This window comes from Guptibacillus hwajinpoensis (assembly GCF_001039475.1).
Classification (GTDB): Bacteria; Bacillota; Bacilli; order Bacillales; family Guptibacillaceae; genus Guptibacillus; species Guptibacillus hwajinpoensis.
Genome location: NZ_LELK01000009.1, coordinates 82466 through 101237 on the forward strand (window position 1 = coordinate 82466; position 18772 = coordinate 101237).

The following is an 18772-nucleotide window of genomic DNA, read 5'->3' on the forward strand; positions in this document are numbered from 1 at the left end:
AAATTCTCCTTTATGGTAAAGATAATGTTCTATAGATAGAAGTCATACTTTTCATAGTCAACAAGTAAACGAGTGATTTCGGCACTATCATCTCCGAAGAAGAAGATCGTACCATAATGGTTTCCAAAGCCTACGCGCTCAGCAACTTTCCCTTGAGGAGGTGTGAACATATCATGTTTCTCAAAGAAATCATGGTTTTCAAGCTCTTCTGGAATATTTAGCTCCTCAATAAAGTTCACATGTGGATGAACCATTAGACATCCAGCATAACCCTGTGCCTCATCCTCACCTGGGAAGAATTTTCTTAATTCTTCTTCTGTCGTATTCGGATCACTACAAAGAATTTGAGCTTCATATGCACTGAATCCGTAAGCGCGTTCAATTAAATCAAATATATGTCCTCCAGGTACTCTCGCCGCTACTTCGCCAAAGTGAAGGGTACCATCAGGCATAACAAAATACTCTGGATGAATAACACCATTCTCAATTTCAAATGCCTCGATTAGCTGTTCAATTGCTTTTCGAATGATCGGACGTCTCGCTTCAAGAGACGGGGAAGGTGGTACAAAGTTAGAGTATCCGAGTTTTACATACTCTGTAATATTAAGAAATTGAATTTTTCCATTATGGACGAAAACTTCACAAGAGAATTCCTGTCCGTCTAGATGACTTTCCATTAGTAAAGGAAAATCAGTATCTGTTAGTGCTTCAATATCTGCAGGGTTATCGATCGCTCGATGTCCAACTGATCCAGCCTTATCTAGAGGCTTACAGTGAATTGGTTCGTATTTATCTCCATCCACTTTCAGTAGAGCATCGTTCACTCTTTTTAGAAAGCGCTTTACATCTTCTTTATCTCTTGCTTCTTCAAAAACGCCTACTTTAATGCCGGCCATCTGTGCTTTTCGTTTCATCATCCCTTTATCTCTTAAAAGAAGCGAACGGTTAAAAAGTCTTGGTTCTTCTCTGAAGCGTGAATTTAGAGCACCTGCCCATTCAACACACTCTTCATAAAGAGGTACTGCAACCTCTGCACCTAGTGCTTTAAGTTGCTTATAGAGTTTGTCTGAACCTTCATTCAATCTGTCAAACTCCCAACCTACGAAAGTGATGTCATGCTTCTCGGCATATTCCTTAAAATCAGGAGGACCCACCACTACAAAAGGCCGATTCAACTTGTCACAGGCCTCAATTGCGGGAAGACTCCATCCAATCAATGCTGTTAAATATGGAATTGTCCTTCCTTCTGGCTGACTTTCTTGTAACGTCTGGTTCATTTCTAGCTGATCCAGTTCCATTTTGTTCTCGCTCCTTTATAAAATAGTAGAGAAGTCTTTCCTGACCTTCTTTATATAACGTAGCAGATATAACAACTTATTTTAACTAATATTCTGAACTTTCGCCACATTAATACAAAAGAAGTCATAAAACGACACAAATCGACTTACCTGTTAGTGTGAGAGGTCAGGAATACTGCTATTTATTTACTTCCCTCTTTTTGTAAAAAAGTAACAAAAAAAGAAAGCCGCTCTTTATAGAACGACTTTCTCTTACATTTTTACGCTTGTTTATTCACGACAATGTTACCTTCGATTAGTTCAACAGTGACTGATTTCACATCGCTTTCATCCACGAGTAAATCTGCAATACCGTCTTCAACATGCTCTTCAATAACTCTTCTCAGAGGTCGTGCACCAAACGTTGGATTGTACCCTAATTCTGCCAGTTTCCTTTTCGCTTCATCACTAATTGTTAGTGATAAATTCTGTTCAACAAGACTCTCATCTAACTCTTGAATCATTAAATCTACAATCGTAACAAGACTTGTTTGTTCAAGAGATTTAAAAGGAATGATCCCATCAAATCGGTTTAAGAATTCTGGTCTGAAATAGTTTCCTAAACTTTCCATGACGTTTGTGTAGCTTTCTGCTGAATCAAAACCAACAGTAATTTTGCGTTCTGCAGTTCCAGCATTACTTGTCATAATAATAACTGTATCTTTAAAGCTAACCATTCTACCCTGACTATCTGTCAAACGACCATCATCTAGAATCTGAAGGAACATATTTTGAACATCAGGATGAGCCTTTTCGACCTCATCAATTAATAAGATACTGTAAGGCTTACGACGAACTCTTTCGGTTAACTGCCCTGCTTCCTCATGACCTACATAACCTGGAGGTGAGCCGATAAGCTTAGATACGGAGTGCTTCTCCATGTACTCACTCATATCAAGTCGAATCATAGCTTCTCTGTCTCCAAACAACTCTTCAGCAAGTGATTTAGAAAGTTCTGTCTTACCTACTCCCGTTGGCCCAACGAATAAGAATGAACCGATAGGGCGATTTTGACGTTTCAAACCTGCTCTGCTTCTGCGAATCGCTTTTGCTACTTTGTTAACGGCCTCTTCTTGCCCAACTATCTTCGTATTAAGTCGTTCAGCAAGGTTTCTCATCTTGGTTTGTTCATCTTCACGAAGTTTGCGAACAGGGATTCCAGTCTTGTCCTCAATAATGTGTTGAATTTCTTCTAAATCAATCACATTCTCAGACTTGGAAGAATGATTAACGGTTTCTTCAAGCTGCTTCTCAAGCTTAGACTCTTCATCCCGCAGCTTAGCTGCTTCTTCATAGTCTTCAGCATCTGTCGCCTTTTTCTTATCTACAGCTAATTGCTGCAAACGTTTTTGAATATCATCATGGTTTGTTTCAGCGAATGTTAAGTTCATTTTCGCACCTGCTTCATCCAATAAATCAATGGCCTTATCTGGAAGGAAACGGTCTTGTATGAACCGGTTAGACAATGTTACACACGCTTTAATGGCTTCTTGTGTGTAGCTAACTTCATGATATTCTTCATATTTACTCTTAAGCCCATTTAGAATTTCAATCGCTTCTTCTACGGACGGTTCATTGACCATTACTGGCTGGAAACGACGCTCAAGAGCCGCGTCCTTCTCAATTTGTCGATACTCTTTAAGGGTGGTTGCGCCAATAAGCTGTAGCTCCCCCCTAGCGAGTGCAGGTTTCAGAATGTTACCTGCATCCATTGATCCTTCTGCTGATCCTGCACCGACAATCTGATGAAGTTCATCAACGAATAGAATAACGTTCTTTCTATTTTGCAACTCTGTAATCAGTTGCTTCATTCTCTCTTCAAATTGCCCTCTAATCCCTGTATTTGATACAAGGGAAACTACATCAAGTAAATAAATCTCTTTATTCTTAAGCTTAGAAGGAACGTTCCCTTCAGAAATTCGAAGAGCAAGACCTTCGGCGATCGCTGTTTTACCAACACCTGCTTCACCGATAAGAACTGGATTATTTTTATTTCTTCTATTTAACGTTTCAATTACGCGAGCTACTTCTTTCTCCCTACCAATTACCGGATCAATTAAACCAGCTTTAGCCGCATCAGAAAGATTACGACCTAAATCATCAAGCAAGCCGCCTTTTCCGTGTTCAGTCTCTGATTCAGGAACTTGATTACTAGCAGATCCGTTTGATGCATTCATAAAGGAGTTAAAGAAATCGTCTATTTGACCTTTTGGTGATGGAGTATTTTGACCATTCATCACTTTTGTATAACACGTGCTACAAAGATGAACTCGTTTTCTACTCTCATTTACTTGAACATTCAATTGAACTGACGCGTTATTCTGCTTGCAATGATCACAAAGCATATGATGGCCTCCTTATAATATATATCCTTAGAATTAAATTAAGTTTGTTTAATAAAAGGCAAAGAGATTAAATTGACTTTGACTATCTTTGACCTTGTAACCTTATTATAATTTGACTATCTTTGACTTTCAAGTATTATGCTTATTTTTTTGAGTAACATCTAAAAAGAAAAAAGCCGAGACATTAGTCTCAGCTTTTTAAAAGGCTCTTTTCTAAAAAATTGTTGCTTTTGATAAAATTATTTAAAAAACCACACTTAGTGATTGGAGCGGAAGGAGGCTCACCGCCCGCCCCGCGGAAAGCGAGTATCCTGGAGCGGAAATTAATCACCCTTATAGAAGCAAGGTCTTCGAAAAAACTACATTTTGAAATGTAATATTTGAAATAAAGGAATTTTTTTAAGGCTTGGATAATAGATTGTAATAAACTACTTTTCGACAAAGGGTATACAAGTTTACTAGTACGGTAACAATGATGATAGATTACTAAAGGGAGGATTACCAATGAATGATTCAGTCTATCAATTGATTGTTGAAACGACCGTCAAACGAGTCCCTACCTGTCACGAGTCGCCTGAAGATTTCTTCATTGCCCTTGATGATCGAGACTATCCTTATTTGATTCTACCAACACCGAAGGAAATGTTTGATAACGATGATGTGTTTACTATTCGCTTAATCCCAGATCCACTAAACAGATTTCGTTTTGAAATGGACAACTCATTTACCAAATTATCATTCAAGCGCTTTTTCACTTTTTTTGACGATAAATCCTACTACTTCGGACCAAACGACAATATGCTTATCCACTTCTTGAAGTCGCCAGTTTATAAAAGCTATGTGGCATGGGTTAGTAATTTGTACTTCAAACGGATTGACGATCTTATTGAACGGTATAACAATGAAGAACTACCTGAAGAAAGAAAATCAATTAAAGCGAAACTTTCTCGCCTTCTGATCGAAGCATAGTTCCTAGTCGATCCACTTCATTCTGGACAAGTCGAATTCCTTCTTCGAGTGATTCAAAAGAAAGATTAACAATTTCACCTTCGTTTTCATATGCCTTGTGTTCATACCTGGGGTCGTAGTAATGAAGTAACAACCGCTCGACAACTGAGGCATAATTTTTGTCTTCTACTGCTGAGTAGATTTCAAATCGATCTTCATCAGAAAAACGCTTCTCGATCTTGTTAATGCCTTTCATAATCTCGTCTTTATGTTGTTCAGGATGATACGTATCAAGGATTGTTTGGATTCGATAAGAAAGCGGGGCGTGGACTTGTATACGCGTCCCTTTTTGTTTTCCATCTAGAATAAAGTCAGGAATAATAATGTTCCCAAGTCGTTTGCTTTCAGACTCAATGATATAAAAAGCTGTATCCCCAATCTCTTCTAACCTATGATAAAGCTCAGCCTCGAATTCCTTCTGACTACGCTCGGGCAAGTTAACCCTTCCAAATACTGATCCTCTATGAGCTGCAAGACCTTCCAGATCAATAACAGGATACCCTCTATTTTCCAAATCATTTAGAATTTCAGTTTTGGATGTGCCTGTTAACCCTTCTAGAACAAGGTATGGTGTAGTTAGATTGGCCATATGCTCTAATCCTTCTGTTACCTTTTGACGATACGAACGAATACCGCCTTCAAGCTGGTAGCAAGAAAGCCCCATCATGTCATAAACAACAGTCAAACTTTTGCTTCGCATACCACCTCGCCAGCAATAAACCACAAATTCTTCTTCACCTGATAGTTCTTTCGCTTTCTCGTAAAAGTCAGGTAGAGATGGAGAAATGAGTGATATACCAAGTACCTTCGCTGCTTCTTTTCCCTTTTGTTTATATGTTGTCCCAACTAATTCCCTTTCTTCATTCGAAAAAACCGGTAAATTAAGAGCCCCAGGAATATGGAACTTCTCATATTCAGCGGGCGTACGGACATCTATAAGAGTAAGCTTTCGATCTAGAACCTCATTTATCGTAATTGTTTTCATTACAATCATCCTTTTGCTTCTATTCGTATTTTAAGTATAGCATCTACCTCTTCTATAAGTTCAGAGTAACGGTTTATTGACCTTCGAAATGGGGAAAATAATAACGAGGTGAAAAGTATGGAAACTTCAACAATGTTAAAAGACCTTCGCAACGCGCTTACTGAATGGATTGGTGGACATATAATTGTTGAGAAGAAAGAACTTGACGATGTTGATAAGACAATAATGAAGCTTGAAGATTTCACTTTTCAACATCGTGGTGAGAAGGTTGATGACTACACAGCCTCAACACTTCTTCAGCTTAAAGGTGAAGGCAAAGTAATCTCAGCTGAGGCTACTGTTCCTCTTCCACATTCTTTATTTGAAATACCGATTGAAAATATCAGTGAAGTAAATCACCAGACAACTGAATTAATGATTGCAACTGAACGAGCTTCTTATCACATCAGCTACAATCCAAATTAACGGGAACCAATTGGTTTCCGTTTTTTATAGTGAAAACACCCCTTGTATTCAACACCTTAAGAATATCCCTTCCTACTCAATAATATGCTGATTATAGAATGCTTTAACAGGAGGGATTCTATTGGAAAAAGATGCAACCATTCCTAATCAAGAAGCACGCACTTGGGCCATGTTTGCCCACCTCTCTGGCTTATCAGGTTACTTAATCCCTTTTGGAAATATTGTAGGACCGTTAGTTATATGGTCGATCAAAAGAGAGACTGATCCATTTATTGAAACCCAAGGGAAAGAAGCGTTGAACTTCCAAATTACCATGATGATTTATACCCTTATTCTAGGTATTTTAAGTATCGTAATCATTGGACTTATTCTTCTCCCTGCTCTTTTCGTACTCCATCTTGTATTAATTATTGTCGCATCAGTTAAATCTAATCAAGGAGAAGACTACCACTATCCTTTGACGATTCGATTCGTGTCTTAAATCCGCAATAATTTAGTATGTTCACTCATAATTTAGCTATGTCCATGTTATAATGAAACTAAACTTATAATGTGGAGGGTCTGCTCTTGGCTGCTAAAGAAAAAGAATGGAACCGTTTTACTGTTTGGGCACTAGCATTTATGGTTTGGGCTGTGCCAATTGCTTTTATCGTCGGTTTTTACATCACAACAAGACCGCAATAAATCAGCGTTAACTCGCTGATTTTTTTTATTGTGTACAAAACCATGTTTTAGCTCTCTTTTAGTTGGGAAATGTTAATACTACAACAGCTTAAAGGAGGATATTTCCCATGAAGGAATATACAGTAGCACCAAATAAAGATGTAACAGGTTGGTTCGTTAAAATTGAGGACATTGCACCAACAGATTTATACAAAATGCGTTCAACTGCGATTGAGAAAGCAGAAGAACTAGCTCAAGGTGATTCACCGAGCCGATTGCTAATCCTAAACGAACAGCATGAAGTTGAAGAAGAACGCACATTTTAAATAATGTACATAGGAATCCCCTTCACAGATCTGTGAAGGGGATTCCTGTTGTTATAGACACAAGGCTCTTTTCGTAGACATTGTTGCTCTTAGACTAGTGGTTAATTTCCGCTCCTCCCCCCTTTCCGCGGGGCGGGCGGTGAGCCTCCTTATGCTCCCATTAGCAAAGTGTGGTTTTTTACAATAATTGATTTAAAAGCAACAATCTATTTGAAAAGAGCCAAACAAAAATATAAAAGCGAAGGGATGACCCTCCGCTCTACCCGATTAATTCTGATCGTCTCCGCTTTTCTTACCACCTTTTTTTCCAATCTCCTGGTAGAATTCTTTATCTTGATTTTTGGAAGTTTGCTCTCCGCCTTTCTCTCCAATTTCTTGATAGAACTCTTTATCATGCTCTCTAGCTGTTTTCTTACCACCTTTTTCTCCGATCTCCTCATAGAATTCTTTACCATGCTCTTCAGATGTTTTGTTTCCACCCTTTTCGCCAATTTCTTGATAGAAATCTTTATCATGTTCCTTCGCCGTTTTTTCTCCGCCTTTTTGTCCAATATCTTCGTAAAAATCTTTGTTATGTTCTCTTGCTGTTTTTTTTCCGCCTTTACGTCCTGCTTCTTCTCTACTCATTTTCTCGTTATTGTTAGCCATCTTAAATCTCCTCCAGTATTGTTAATTATTTTCAAGTAACAAACCTTAAGTCTCATGAAAGAATGGTCTAGTAGAAAATTCCCTACGCTTCACAAGACACTGCATTAATTGTTCTGAAATCCACTCTTCTTACCGCCTTTTTCTCCAATCTCTTTATAGAATTCCTTATCTTTATTCTTGGACGTTTGCTCTCCGCCCTTCTCACCAATTTCTTGATAGAATTCTTTATCATGTTCCTCAGCAGTTGTTTCTCCGCCTTTTTGACCGATATCTTGATAAAATTCCTTATCATGCTCTCTAGATGTCTTGTTCCCACCTTTACGTCCTGCTTCTTCTCTACTCATTTTGTCATTGTTATGATCAGCCATCTTACATTCTCCTTTCATCCATTTTTTCTTTTGCGCTACACTCGTTGTATTCCACGATATCGTTTTCACAAACGGGATAATGGTGGTATTTTACATTTTTGATTCCTTCTTACTAAATAGTAAATAGGAATACTCATCAAAAAAACGCCCCCATGACGGGAGCGTTTCCTTAAGAATAGTACACATGGATTGGTTTCTCGTATTTCTTGGAAATCTTTTCTAAAGATTTTTTTACATTAATCAGATCATCTTTATCGATTCCACAACCAATTTTTATTTTAAATCCCTTTTCTTCGAATGGTTTTAATTCTTTAATCATATGTTCGAACGATTTCAGCCACGCTGGATAATTTGTTTGAAGTCCAGCGGGTTTATATTGACCGTATAAGTTAGCAATGATTCGCTTATTATCACGGCTTAAAGCAAACGAGCACTTCCCAAGCTTCTTTTTGGGTGAAAACGGAAAGTCTTCATCAGCTTTTGCTGCTTCAGGGTACGTTTCTTTTACTGACTTTGCAATACCAACATCCATCGCATTAAAACAGTCACATTGATGAGCTATAACGGTACAATCACTTTTAAGAAGGTTACCTTTTTCTAAACTGATCATACATGCACTCTCCTTTGTAGAGAACCCTTTTGTATGATTATAAAGAAAATTCTTTTAATTTCAATAGGAATATTTTACTTCCTTCTGCATAATATGATAAGTTTCGCTATATTTGTAACGATTTGATTAACGTCACTACTTCACGGCTACGTCTACAATCGTTATTTCGAAATATTTGCTGCATTGGTTTATTGTCTACTCCCGTACTGCCAATATAATAGGAAGCACCCTTTTGCTGCAAAAGGTGTAATCCTAAACGGTGAACGATTGTACCAAGTCCCTTTCCCCGCTGATTAGGTAATAATCCAAAATAAAATAAACGCCCTTCTTCTGTTGTACCTGACTCGATAATAGGCATCACCACACCAAGCGGTATACCGTTATTAAAAACAATAAAACAACTCGTTTTGTACTGAGCACCTACTTCCTGCTTCATCCCTTCGTATTGCTCTTCTATCGTGTATAAGGATGGGACATTCAAAGAGCTACTCATAGCATTCTCCCAAATATCGAGAAACCTTGTAATTCCAACTTCAGCCGCAGATGAAAAAGTAATAGTACTATTGTAATTATAGGTAAAGCTTTCCAGGTTAAGATCGCGAGAATATTCTATTGACCTGGATTTATTTACATATAAGTTTTTCTTTAATTTATGAATGTGAGCAGAAGATGAGTCTATTGTAATCGTAACGTGTTGTACTCTTTCCTTCATAGCCAACTCTTCCATTCGACTAATAAACAGGTCAAGATCATCATTCGTTTCTAAATTCTCCACATTTTCTGCTGCTAGGTAATAAGGTCGGCCATCAAGTAATTTCACATCTACGTCTCGTTCTTTACTTGTTAAAAATGATTTCATCCTTTAGCCTTGACTGTTCTGCATATAAACTTCCTCAAATGGCTGTACCACAACAAAACCTTCACCTTCAAACCTCATCTGAATTGACTCACCACTCCCTCTTCCAAAGAAGGATTTTAATGAAACATCCGTTTGAAATTGCGGTTGAAGATGACCAGACCATGCAACTGTTGCATTAGGATCTGTGATGACAGGCTTTCCAGGGGACACTCGTATCGTAAGAGGTTCATAATGACTAGTAATAGCAATCATTCCTGGGCCCTTACATGTGACATTAAATAATCCACCCGCCATCATTCCTGTAATTCGCTTCATCATTTTTATATCCCAGTCAATTCCATCTTCAAACGCTAATAAATCATTCCCATTCACGCTAATTGATTCATTATGATGCAACTGAATAATAGAAATCTTTTTCCCGGCATCAGCAAGATATAGCTTCCCATTTCCTTGTGCCTTCATAAGGGAAGCCCCTTCACCTGTTAGTGCCTTCTTAAACATTTTACCCAGTCCATGCTCAAGAATGCCTTCTCTTTCAAATTTAATTTCACCATTGTACGTTATCATACCGCCTGATTTAGCCCATACACGGCCATTTAAATTCACTTCAAGGATTCTTGGTGTCTCAAGTTCAAAGAACCCCTCACCTTTATCCTTCTGTTCAGTTGACTGTATAAATTCTTCAATCGAATATCGATTCATTTGTCCTCTCCCCTTCCACTCTTTTCTTTTGTTACGTAATACCAGTCGAAATCGTTTCAATTTCGAATGAAATATTTAGAAAGATATTGTTTGTGAATAGGATTCGAAGGGTAAATTAACCTTAATACGAGCGAGCAGGAGGTTTTGAAATGATTATCGTGTATATAAGCATTGCTATTGTCGTTCTTTCACTTGTCTATTTAGGTTACATAGTCGTAAAAAATTTAAAAGAAACGAAAAAATCTGTAACGGACCTTTCCGAAACAGCTGCACGCTTTCAAGAAAAAGTTGATAAAATTAACAACGAAACCACTCAACTATCAGAAACCACTTCAACCATTTCTAACGGCATCCAAACAAAGAAAGAAACGGTACAAAATGTTATTAAGACAGCAAAGGCTTCACCTGAACCTTTCAAAAAGCTACTCTCATCAATTAAAAACACGCCAAATCCACAGCGTGAAACATCCGATTCTCAATTGACCGAAATTGGTGATAAGCTTATTGATCTGTGGGGCCGCTACCGCGTGAAGCGAAAGTCAAACCAAGCGGAGTAAGGGCATAGCCCTTACTTTTTTACGTTCAAAATTTTTTCCTAGGTGGGCTATCCATGAAGCAAATTAGACAAATTATATTCTTTATCATAATGACTTCATCCCTTTCGATCATTTTTTTCACTTCTCTCTCCCCTGAATGGAAGTGGCTCTCTGGTATAACGTATTGTGTTATTTTACTATCTATTTTATATGTTCTTTTGTTAGAGGGGCGGTCGCCTTATAAAACGTTACTTTGGATTTATGTTCTTATTTTCTTTCCAATCATTGGGTACGTGTTCTTCCTATTTTCTGGCCAACTTGAAGTGAAAGGCCACTTATTTAAAGAAAAACGATCAAATGGACTTAAGTTCTTCCAGCAGTACGTTAACTTTCCACCTTCAGAACGTTGGAATGAATTAACTGAACGAAATCAAAATTTCTCTAACTTAATTGCTACAATGGTTTCAAGTCCAATTAGCATGAGATCTACTACAAAAATACTGTTTAACGGAAGTCAAACCTTCTCTTCAATTAAAGAAGAAATTCAAAAGGCAGAAATATATATCCATATGGAGTACTATACGTTCCGTTCTGATGAGCTCGGAACATCGATTATTGATCTACTTATTGAGAAAGCAAAGGAAGGCGTCGAGGTAAGAGTTCTTTACGATTCAATCGGTAGCCATAACCTTTCAAGAGCTTCCAAGAAAGCGTTAAGAGAGGCCGGTGCTAGCGTCCAACAATTCCTACCAATCAAATATGGTTTCTTTAATCAAACTGTGAACTTCCGCAATCATCGCAAAATAATTGTGATAGATGGTAAAGCCGGTTTTGTTGGAGGCTTAAACATTGGAGATGAATATGCTGGTGATATGAACAACATGCGGTTCTGGCGTGACACACATGTACTTGTAAAAGGAGAAGTTCTTTCTGCCCTTCATGCTGTATTTCTGATGGATTGGTTCTATATGTGTGGAGAAGAATTAAGCACCACCAAGTATCTTGAAACGTATGAAGTAGAAGGAAACGGCGGTACACAACTTGTTGCAAGTGGTCCTGACACAAAACGAGGAGCAATGTCTGATCTTTATTTCAGCTTAATTACGTCTGCGACAGACCGAATCTGGATCGCAACACCTTATTTTGTTCCAAATAAAGCGATCCGGACAGCTCTTGCGATGGCTTCTATGAGAGGTATTCAAGTAAGGTTAATCGTACCTGAAGTAAGTGATGGATTTTTAACACAATATGGGACAAGGTCTTACTTCTCAGAGCTTCTTGATTATGGTGTGGAAATATATATGTATCAAAAGGGATTTCTTCATCAAAAAATCATGATAATTGATGAAGATATTGCAACGATTGGAACTGCAAACATGGATATGCGTTCAATGAATTTAAATTTCGAAGTTAACTTGTTTCTATTTCAAGCAAGTTCGGTTAAGGATCTTGTGGATGGCTACAAAAACGACATTAATGATTCGGTTAAAGTCACAAAAGACTCTTACAATCAAAGAGGATTAAAGCATCGTACAAAAGAGTCCTTTGCTAGACTTTTCTCACCTGTATTATAAATTGGACCACTCTTTCTTCAAAAGAGAATGCATGATTAAATCCATGTAGTTTCCGTTAGCATAAGCATAGTCCCGGAGTAAACCTTCTTCTTGGAAACCCAAGTTCTTAACAAGTTTCCTTGAAGATGTGTTCTCAGGGTGAATTAGTGCACCTATACGATTAATTTGTAATTCACGGAAGGCAAAGGAAATGATAGCTGTTAAAGCTTCTATCATATATCCATTGCCTTCTTTTTCATGTTTTAACTCATAGCCTATTTCAATTCGATTAACTCGCTTTGACCAATTATGAAAGCCACACGTCCCAATTAACTGACCAGTTTCCAGGCACTCTATGCCAAATCGAATCGCCTGTTGATTTTCAAACCCTTTCCTAAAGCTCATTAGCATCCCATCTACCTCTTCGAGACTGCTGAGTACGTCACTACCATAGTATTTCATTGTGTGAGGGTTTGAGAAGATGGATAATAAATCCTCTAAATCTTTTTCACCCAATGCTCTTAATTTAAGGCGTTTCGTTACTTGTTCTGGAAATTCCTTATTCATAACTGCTTTCATTCCTTTTTTATGGATTTGCTATATTGGCTCATATTGTTGATTTCTCGGTTATTGGCTCATTCGAGTGAAACCTCAGTTTCACTCGCCTTTCAGCCCTGCTGAAAGGTCACCACAGGGCGAAAATGAGCCAAAAATCAACACTGTTCATTACCCAGCCTATTGATTAAAAAAAAACTTAAAGAACGCACTGCATGCATTCTTTAAGCAAGGGGAAAAACAACTTACTTTAAGGGGTCTCTCTATTAACGACTAGACCGCATAAAAAGTTTCATTATTCTTTAAATTCTTTTTAAAAAAACTTTTCCATGATAAGATTTTACTACATAAATGTTAGGTCAATTTAGAATTTCTTATTCAGGAGTGATCACATTGATTAAACATCTTTACCTCATTAGACATTGTTCAGCAGAAGGACAGGAGCCAGAGGCCTCATTAACAAAAGACGGTCGTTATCAAGCTGTTATGCTTGCTAACACGCTTCGTACTGTACCTTTTGATAAATTATATAGCTCTCCATTTAGACGTGCTAAACAATCTATTGAACCTCTCGCTCTAGCGTTAGATAAATCAATTACAATTGATGATCGCCTAAGTGAAAGAATATTAACATCAGAACCCATTGATAGTTGGCTAGAGGAACTTGAGAAAACATTCAACGACACATCCTATAAACTTGATGGTGGCGAAACGAGTGAAGAAGCTACAGCTAGAGGTTTGCGAGCCTTAGAGGAAGCGATTCATCATACGAAAGAGTATGCTCTAATGATGACCCATGGTAATCTCTTAACTTTACTATTACGTCATTACGAATCGTCCTTCGGATTTGATACTTGGAAGTCCTTAACTAATCCAGCTATTTACTGTCTTACATTTGATGACAATTCCTATCAATCCATGAAGCACATAAACCTGGAGAGGCAGGACACCCAATGAATATTCAACGCTATCATTGCTGTGCTACATGCGTTCATTACGAAGTTGTTAAGAAAGAACGAACGACTTATCGGTGCGCAAGACTAGGCTTTGAAACAAAACCCACCTACCAATTTAATTGCTGGGAACCGAAAGAAATCGTTAGAAGAAAAATGGAAAAAGAAAAACGTCAATCAGGTTAAGGACTCGCTCTCCGTAAAGTTTGAATATGTAATTCTATCCCTTATTAATTAAATACTCCTTTTTAAAAGACAGTTTTGTTTTAAAAAACACAATCAACGTTGATTGGAGCGGAAAGCGAGCATTCTGGAGCTGAGATCAACTACAACTACTACTCTTATAGCAACAATCTCTACGAACATTGTCAAACAAAAAAATGACCTCCTTGCTAAGGGAGGTTAAGAGGTTTGTTTCAGGAGATACCTGACAACATCCATTCTTCTTTCCATTTCTCGATTTGATCTAGCGGAACATCCCAGCTAATCCAAGAAGCCATAACTTTCACATCAGCTGATTCAACCACCCAGTACTCATATCTTTTCTCTTGAATATTTCGATAAATCCCTGTCCGGTCAACCCTCATCTTCTTCCCCTCCTTACTAATTTACTACCCTTAAATAGATTAGGTTAACATACTTTTTGACACCTTAAAGTCATCAACGTATGAACTTGTATCCTCTTTTCACATACTAGTACTAAACCGACTAGTGGAGGATAGAGGATTATATGGAACACAATAAGTTTAAATTAATTCAATCGAGTTTCTGGTTTATCCCGACCTTTTATGGTTTAGGAGCATTTATCGCTGCTATTCTTACCCTTTTATTCGATCAATACATTATTCGAGGCAATGCTATTATCCTCCCGTACTTTTTCTTTGCTTCTTACGATACAAGTGTAACGATTCTAAGTACACTTGTAAGCTCTATGCTCACGATGACAACCATTACGTTTTCTACGATTATGGTCGTTCTTACAACATATTTATCTAATTTTTCACCTCGTACCCTTCAGAATTTCATAACAGACCGTATTACCAAAAGAGTGCTTGGAATTTTTGTCGGGGGTGTTATCTATTTTATTATTCTTTTACTTCTAATTGAACAAAGCAATCAAGACACTGTTTATATTGCACCAGTATTTGCAGTTCTTTACGCCATTATATGTGTGGCGTATTTCGTTTTCTTTATTCACCATGTTTCAAATTGGATTCTTGTTGGTAACTTAATACAACATATTACTAGTAATACCTTAAAGACCATTGATCGAGCTTTTTTAGATTTTGAAGAAGCGAATGAGGGTGATATTGCTTCATGGGATTCATGGGAATTGGATGAAATTAAAATGAAAAGTGCAACAACGATTCGTTCTTCTAAGTCTGGATATCTTCAGAATGTTGATATTCCGAATTTAATCAAACTCGCGACTAATCAAGACTTTATTATTAGGCTCGAGAAAGATATAGGTGAATTTGTGGATGAAGGAACGGTTATTTTCTCCTATTGGTCTACTTCTGCAGTACCTGATTCATCCAAATTATTAAATACACTATCTCTCGGAACAGAACGAACGACAGATCAGGATATTGAATACGGCATTCAGAAATTAGTAGAAATAGCTTTACGAGCTATTTCACCTGGTATAAATGATCCTAACACCGCAATCAACTGCATTAATCGTCTTGGCAAAGTTCTTTCTCGGTTAGGACAAAAGCATATCCCTCAGCCAATCTATCATGATACCAAGAAGAATTTACGTGTCATTACTGAGCCTGTAACGTATAGTAAATACTTATATAAAAGCTTCTATCAAATTAGACACTATGCTAGAGAAGACGTTTCTGTTCTAGCATCCATTCTTCAATCATTAGAAATCGCCGCAGATGGCAATAAACACGACATTCATGAAACCATTTGGGAATTTGGCCAGTTTGTTATTAGAGGATTTGACCCTAAAGTTCTAGACGAATTTGATCATCGCTATATTAATGAAAAACTTGAGAACCTGGCTAAGGCAACCGGTTTTCAGGATGCTTATCAACCACTTTCTCGTGAGTAATTGCATACTAAAAAACGGTCCCAAGCGAGACCGTTTTTTCCATTATTTCACTTCATCTAGCCAGTTCTCCATCTCGTCTAATGTGAGTGGGCCTACTCGCTTTTCTCGAATAACCCCTTCTCCATCAACCATAAAGGAAGTTGGCATTGAAATGACTTTGTAAAGGTTCTCTCCTACAGTGCCTTCTCGATCCATTAGTATTGGAAACCTGAGTTCATTGGCTTCCACAAAGGCAGGGATAGCCTCCTTATCAGGCTCAAACTTAGTGAAATTAACTGATAAGACGGTAACCTCTTCACGATGAGCGTCTGCAAAACTTTGGATGTCAGGCATCTCTTCTTCACAAGGCGGACACCAGGTCGCCCAGAAATTCAGAAAGACTGGTTTACCTTTGTAATCTGAAAGACTAACCTTCTCGCCATCAAGCGTAGTTAGATTGAAGTCTGCAGCTTTGTCACCAACTTCTGTCCCAACACTTCGATCGGCAATAACTGTATTATATACGCCCCACCCAAGTGCTATAGTTAGAACGAGAAAGACAAACTTCTTTATCATATGCCTTCGCTCCTTTTTCTTCAAAGGTCAATCCAGTTGAAAGAAGTCGTCATGTACAAAGATTTCTTCTCTCTCCACTGCATCTTGTTTTGAGGCAAGAACAAGACCGAGCGGCGTATCCGTTTCTTTATCGTTTACTATTTCGAACGATAAAGATACTTTACTTGCTTCTTTAATGTATTTAGATAGCATTGAGTAAGGTAGATCACCATTAAGAAAAAGGATCCCATTACGAATTCCTTTCAACTCTTGTTTCACTTCTTTGTAGACAGCTTGCTGTGCTACCTGTCTTTTCGTAAGAGCCACAAAAACTCGCTCTCTAAAGGTTGATAAATATAGTGCTTTCTCAGCCGGCTTTAGTTCAGGTGTACCATGTATGCCAGCATCAAGAACTCGCTTAATATCTTCGTTCACGTTTGCCACCTCATCTTGTAGAATACTTCTATCTTCTCACAGAATCTTAATTCAATGCTAGTTAGAAAGGTCTTCCTCTACTATCGTATAATAGAGTGAATCTTTCTTAAAGTGAAGGTTCTGTTAACAGTCCCTTCACTTACCTTTTAGGAATCCTTATTGTATAAGGCTCTTTTCTAAAGATTATTGATTTGAACCAATTATTTTAAAGGCTATGTTAGCTCATATTGTTGAATTCTCGATTATTGGCTCATTCGAGTGAAACCCCAGTTTCACTCGCCTTTCAGCTCTGCTTTATCGATATAGCAACAATGTCCATATAAAAAGAAAAAACACTCATGCTACTCAGCTTGAGTGTTTTTCTTGTAATCATTAAGCATAATTAAACGTTCCATCATCGTAGGATGGCCGTATTTTAAGTACTTTACAAGAAATGGTGGATTGACTTCATTTAGACTATTTACAGTAAGCGTTTGAAACGAACCAACCGCTGCATCTACGTCTTCAGTCATCTCAATCGCGTACTCATCTGCTTGGACTTCCGCATGTCTTGATATAGCAAGTTCTACTGGACTTGCTATAAAGGACATAACAGAGAATAACAGAAACAAAGCAGGTAAAGATGCAAGATCAGCTTCAGAAGAAACTCCCCATGATTTGCCCCATTTCCTTATCATTCCGCCAAGAAGTCGATACGCGAGGTAAAGACCAACTAAACTTGTACCGAGTGCCCCGATCAAATTCCCATAAAGATGATTCATTACGTAATGACCCATCTCGTGAGCCATAATGAATAGAACTTCATCATCATCTAGCTTATCCATCGTTGTATCCCAAAGTACAATGCGAAGATTCGAACCTATTCCCGATACATAGGCATTCATTGCATTTGTTTTCTCTGACATGTTTACTTCAAAAACGCGATTTGCAGGAATATCTGCTGTTTCAGCCATATCAAGAATTTGTTCTTCCAATGCTTTATCTGACAAGGATGTAAAATCATTGTAAAGAGGATCAATTACGACAGGTTGAATGTACATCATAAATGCGAGATATGGAATCATTAATCCCCATGCTGCAAGCCACCACTTCTTCCTGAAGCGTTTAATAAGGGCATAGAGAACTCCAATTACAAGTGAGGTTAGTCCAACATTAATCCAGAATGATACCATCTCGTCTTTCATCCATCCCGAAAATGACTGAGTATTAATGCCATACTTAACCGATAGTGATCTTGCCCAATATTGAAGAGGAAAAGTAAACACCCACGTGAAGGCAGTCAGAAGGAGAATGTATAATGGTACGACTACAATCTTCTTTTTTGAAATGCCTTCGCTAAATTGTTTAAAAATCCTTGATAAACCAAAGCCTAGCACTCCCAAATAAATAATCCACTCAAAAGGGATCGCAAGAAAGGATAGAAAACTTCTGTAGCGAGAATACTCTTCCGAAAGTTGAAGCTCTCGCTCTGTCATAAAGGTTGCTGGATCGGCTGCTGTTCCCTTATAAGCGTCTGGCACTCCAAAATCAGCCCAGTAGAACAAATAAAGCCCCATAAAGAGGGCATAAATGGAGAAGCCCAGAATAATCCAGGTTATTCTTTTTTTCATCATTAATCTCCTCCCAATGCTATCTCTTTACCAATAGTACGAGCAAATCCTTTTTTTAGAACTATCTAAGCTTAATCATATCCACTTGTATTGTTCCAAGCAAGTTTAGGTCAATGGTAGTCATCTGAATTTAACAAATTTGAAGCTTCAGTAGAAAAGGCTTTTTTCGTAGACTTTGTTGCACTAAGAATGGAGTGATTTCCGCTCCAGGTTGCTCC

General features: G+C 37.9%; 22 protein-coding genes. 9 read left to right on the plus strand and 13 right to left on the minus strand.

Annotated features, from left to right (window positions below; translation table 11 throughout):
• Window positions 1–29 precede the first annotated feature (29 nt).
• Together AB986_RS18685 and AB986_RS18690 are read right to left on the minus strand one after the other, a co-directional pair.
• A complete protein-coding gene (locus AB986_RS18685) occupies window positions 30–1298 on the minus strand; it encodes an ATP-grasp domain-containing protein (protein ID WP_084006654.1) in 1269 nt (422 codons plus the stop codon).
• A gap of 260 nt (window positions 1299–1558) precedes the next feature.
• Window positions 1559–3682: an ATP-dependent Clp protease ATP-binding subunit gene (locus AB986_RS18690; RefSeq protein ID WP_048313133.1), complete on the minus strand. Its 2124-nt coding sequence runs from the start codon at window positions 3680–3682 to the stop codon at window positions 1559–1561.
• Between the two features lie 504 nt (window positions 3683–4186).
• Here AB986_RS18690 and AB986_RS18695 point away from each other — a divergent pair.
• The gene (locus tag AB986_RS18695; protein WP_048313134.1) at window positions 4187–4651 is read left to right on the plus strand and encodes a hypothetical protein; all 465 of its coding nucleotides are present in this window, start codon (window positions 4187–4189) and stop codon (window positions 4649–4651) included.
• Here AB986_RS18695 and mnmH read toward each other — a convergent pair.
• Complete coding sequence (gene mnmH / locus AB986_RS18700; RefSeq protein ID WP_053216263.1) at window positions 4614–5675, minus strand: tRNA 2-selenouridine(34) synthase MnmH; 1062 nt, start codon at window positions 5673–5675, stop codon at window positions 4614–4616. The two genes, AB986_RS18695 and mnmH, sit on opposite strands and share 38 nt — an antisense overlap.
• 117 nt (window positions 5676–5792) lie before the next feature.
• On the opposite strand from mnmH, the gene ymzB reads away from it, so the two are divergent.
• The 3 genes from ymzB (at window position 5793) to AB986_RS18715 (ending at window position 7129) form a co-directional block, all read left to right on the plus strand.
• Window positions 5793–6140 carry a protein YmzB gene (gene ymzB / locus AB986_RS18705; protein WP_048313136.1) on the plus strand — a complete coding sequence of 116 codons (348 nt, stop codon included), beginning with the start codon at window positions 5793–5795 and terminating at the stop codon, window positions 6138–6140.
• 121 nt (window positions 6141–6261) lie between these two features.
• On the plus strand, window positions 6262–6621 hold the full coding sequence (locus AB986_RS18710) for a DUF4870 domain-containing protein (protein WP_236690418.1): 360 nt from the start codon (window positions 6262–6264) through the stop codon (window positions 6619–6621).
• A 310-nt stretch (window positions 6622–6931) separates the two neighbouring features.
• Window positions 6932–7129, plus strand: a complete 198-nt coding sequence (locus AB986_RS18715; RefSeq protein WP_048313137.1) for a DUF2188 domain-containing protein — start codon at window positions 6932–6934, stop codon at window positions 7127–7129.
• A gap of 267 nt (window positions 7130–7396) precedes the next feature.
• Here the strand turns inward: AB986_RS18715 and AB986_RS18720 are convergent, their stop codons facing one another.
• From AB986_RS18720 to AB986_RS18740, 5 genes are all read right to left on the minus strand, one after another.
• Window positions 7397–7777 carry a KGG domain-containing protein gene (locus tag AB986_RS18720; protein WP_048313138.1) on the minus strand — a complete coding sequence of 127 codons (381 nt, stop codon included), beginning with the start codon at window positions 7775–7777 and terminating at the stop codon, window positions 7397–7399.
• A 104-nt stretch (window positions 7778–7881) separates the two neighbouring features.
• A complete protein-coding gene (locus AB986_RS18725) occupies window positions 7882–8145 on the minus strand; it encodes a KGG domain-containing protein (RefSeq protein ID WP_048313139.1) in 264 nt (87 codons plus the stop codon).
• A 169-nt stretch (window positions 8146–8314) separates the two neighbouring features.
• On the minus strand, window positions 8315–8755 hold the full coding sequence (locus AB986_RS18730; protein ID WP_048313140.1) for a macro domain-containing protein: 441 nt from the start codon (window positions 8753–8755) through the stop codon (window positions 8315–8317).
• A gap of 106 nt (window positions 8756–8861) precedes the next feature.
• The gene (locus tag AB986_RS18735) at window positions 8862–9614 is read right to left on the minus strand and encodes a GNAT family N-acetyltransferase (protein ID WP_048313141.1); all 753 of its coding nucleotides are present in this window, start codon (window positions 9612–9614) and stop codon (window positions 8862–8864) included.
• 3 nt (window positions 9615–9617) lie between these two features.
• Window positions 9618–10316: an AIM24 family protein gene (locus tag AB986_RS18740; RefSeq protein WP_048313142.1), complete on the minus strand. Its 699-nt coding sequence runs from the start codon at window positions 10314–10316 to the stop codon at window positions 9618–9620.
• 149 nt (window positions 10317–10465) lie between these two features.
• Here AB986_RS18740 and AB986_RS18745 point away from each other — a divergent pair, with 149 nt between their 5' ends.
• Window positions 10466–10873, plus strand: a complete 408-nt coding sequence (locus tag AB986_RS18745; RefSeq protein ID WP_048313143.1) for a DUF948 domain-containing protein — start codon at window positions 10466–10468, stop codon at window positions 10871–10873.
• A 53-nt stretch (window positions 10874–10926) separates the two neighbouring features.
• Entirely contained in the window at window positions 10927–12426 is a 1500-nt protein-coding gene (cls, locus tag AB986_RS18750; RefSeq protein WP_048313144.1) for a cardiolipin synthase, read from the plus strand.
• Here the strand turns inward: cls and AB986_RS18755 are convergent.
• The gene (locus AB986_RS18755; protein WP_048313145.1) at window positions 12421–12972 is read right to left on the minus strand and encodes a GNAT family N-acetyltransferase; all 552 of its coding nucleotides are present in this window, start codon (window positions 12970–12972) and stop codon (window positions 12421–12423) included. The two genes, cls and AB986_RS18755, sit on opposite strands and share 6 nt — an antisense overlap.
• Window positions 12973–13353: 381 nt before the next feature.
• On the opposite strand from AB986_RS18755, the gene AB986_RS18760 reads away from it, so the two are divergent.
• Window positions 13354–13917, plus strand: coding sequence for a histidine phosphatase family protein (locus AB986_RS18760; RefSeq protein WP_053216264.1), 564 nt, complete (start codon window positions 13354–13356; stop codon window positions 13915–13917).
• Window positions 13914–14099, plus strand: a complete 186-nt coding sequence (locus tag AB986_RS18765; protein WP_048313146.1) for a hypothetical protein — start codon at window positions 13914–13916, stop codon at window positions 14097–14099. Before AB986_RS18760 ends, AB986_RS18765 begins: the two co-directional genes overlap by 4 nt.
• A 230-nt stretch (window positions 14100–14329) precedes the next feature.
• Here the strand turns inward: AB986_RS18765 and AB986_RS22500 are convergent, their stop codons facing one another.
• Window positions 14330–14500 (minus strand): hypothetical protein, encoded by a 171-nt coding sequence (locus tag AB986_RS22500; protein ID WP_161797408.1) that lies wholly within the window; start codon window positions 14498–14500, stop codon window positions 14330–14332.
• 143 nt (window positions 14501–14643) lie between these two features.
• Here AB986_RS22500 and AB986_RS18770 point away from each other — a divergent pair, with 143 nt between their 5' ends.
• Window positions 14644–15975 (plus strand): DUF2254 domain-containing protein, encoded by a 1332-nt coding sequence (locus AB986_RS18770; protein ID WP_048313147.1) that lies wholly within the window; start codon window positions 14644–14646, stop codon window positions 15973–15975.
• 42 nt (window positions 15976–16017) lie between these two features.
• On the opposite strand, the gene AB986_RS18775 is transcribed toward AB986_RS18770, so the two are convergent.
• The 3 genes from AB986_RS18775 to AB986_RS18785 all read right to left on the minus strand — a co-directional run bounded on the left by AB986_RS18775 (window position 16018) and on the right by AB986_RS18785 (window position 18557).
• Entirely contained in the window at window positions 16018–16530 is a 513-nt protein-coding gene (locus tag AB986_RS18775) for a redoxin domain-containing protein (protein WP_053216265.1), read from the minus strand.
• 27 nt (window positions 16531–16557) lie between these two features.
• On the minus strand, window positions 16558–16944 hold the full coding sequence (locus tag AB986_RS18780) for a YueI family protein (RefSeq protein WP_161797409.1): 387 nt from the start codon (window positions 16942–16944) through the stop codon (window positions 16558–16560).
• A gap of 341 nt (window positions 16945–17285) precedes the next feature.
• Window positions 17286–18557 (minus strand): M48 family metallopeptidase, encoded by a 1272-nt coding sequence (locus AB986_RS18785; protein ID WP_048313149.1) that lies wholly within the window; start codon window positions 18555–18557, stop codon window positions 17286–17288.
• Window positions 18558–18772 lie beyond the last annotated feature (215 nt).

Coding starts and splice junctions, on each gene's coding strand:
- AB986_RS18765 (WP_048313146.1), top strand. CDS start 13,914: ATGAATATTCAACGCTATCATTGCTGTGCTACATGCGTTCATTACGAA.
- AB986_RS22500 (WP_161797408.1), bottom strand. CDS start 14,500: ATGAGGGTTGACCGGACAGGGATTTATCGAAATATTCAAGAGAAAAGA.
- AB986_RS18745 (WP_048313143.1), top strand. CDS start 10,466: ATGATTATCGTGTATATAAGCATTGCTATTGTCGTTCTTTCACTTGTC.
- AB986_RS18720 (WP_048313138.1), bottom strand. CDS start 7,777: ATGGCTAACAATAACGAGAAAATGAGTAGAGAAGAAGCAGGACGTAAA.
- AB986_RS18715 (WP_048313137.1), top strand. CDS start 6,932: ATGAAGGAATATACAGTAGCACCAAATAAAGATGTAACAGGTTGGTTC.
- AB986_RS18785 (WP_048313149.1), bottom strand. CDS start 18,557: ATGATGAAAAAAAGAATAACCTGGATTATTCTGGGCTTCTCCATTTAT.
- AB986_RS18775 (WP_053216265.1), bottom strand. CDS start 16,530: ATGATAAAGAAGTTTGTCTTTCTCGTTCTAACTATAGCACTTGGGTGG.
- AB986_RS18735 (WP_048313141.1), bottom strand. CDS start 9,614: ATGAAATCATTTTTAACAAGTAAAGAACGAGACGTAGATGTGAAATTA.
- AB986_RS18770 (WP_048313147.1), top strand. CDS start 14,644: ATGGAACACAATAAGTTTAAATTAATTCAATCGAGTTTCTGGTTTATC.
- AB986_RS18740 (WP_048313142.1), bottom strand. CDS start 10,316: ATGAATCGATATTCGATTGAAGAATTTATACAGTCAACTGAACAGAAG.
- ymzB (WP_048313136.1), top strand. CDS start 5,793: ATGGAAACTTCAACAATGTTAAAAGACCTTCGCAACGCGCTTACTGAA.
- mnmH (WP_053216263.1), bottom strand. CDS start 5,675: ATGAAAACAATTACGATAAATGAGGTTCTAGATCGAAAGCTTACTCTT.
- AB986_RS18695 (WP_048313134.1), top strand. CDS start 4,187: ATGAATGATTCAGTCTATCAATTGATTGTTGAAACGACCGTCAAACGA.
- AB986_RS18755 (WP_048313145.1), bottom strand. CDS start 12,972: ATGAATAAGGAATTTCCAGAACAAGTAACGAAACGCCTTAAATTAAGA.
- cls (WP_048313144.1), top strand. CDS start 10,927: ATGAAGCAAATTAGACAAATTATATTCTTTATCATAATGACTTCATCC.
- AB986_RS18725 (WP_048313139.1), bottom strand. CDS start 8,145: ATGGCTGATCATAACAATGACAAAATGAGTAGAGAAGAAGCAGGACGT.
- AB986_RS18685 (WP_084006654.1), bottom strand. CDS start 1,298: ATGGAACTGGATCAGCTAGAAATGAACCAGACGTTACAAGAAAGTCAG.
- AB986_RS18690 (WP_048313133.1), bottom strand. CDS start 3,682: ATGCTTTGTGATCATTGCAAGCAGAATAACGCGTCAGTTCAATTGAAT.
- AB986_RS18730 (WP_048313140.1), bottom strand. CDS start 8,755: ATGATCAGTTTAGAAAAAGGTAACCTTCTTAAAAGTGATTGTACCGTT.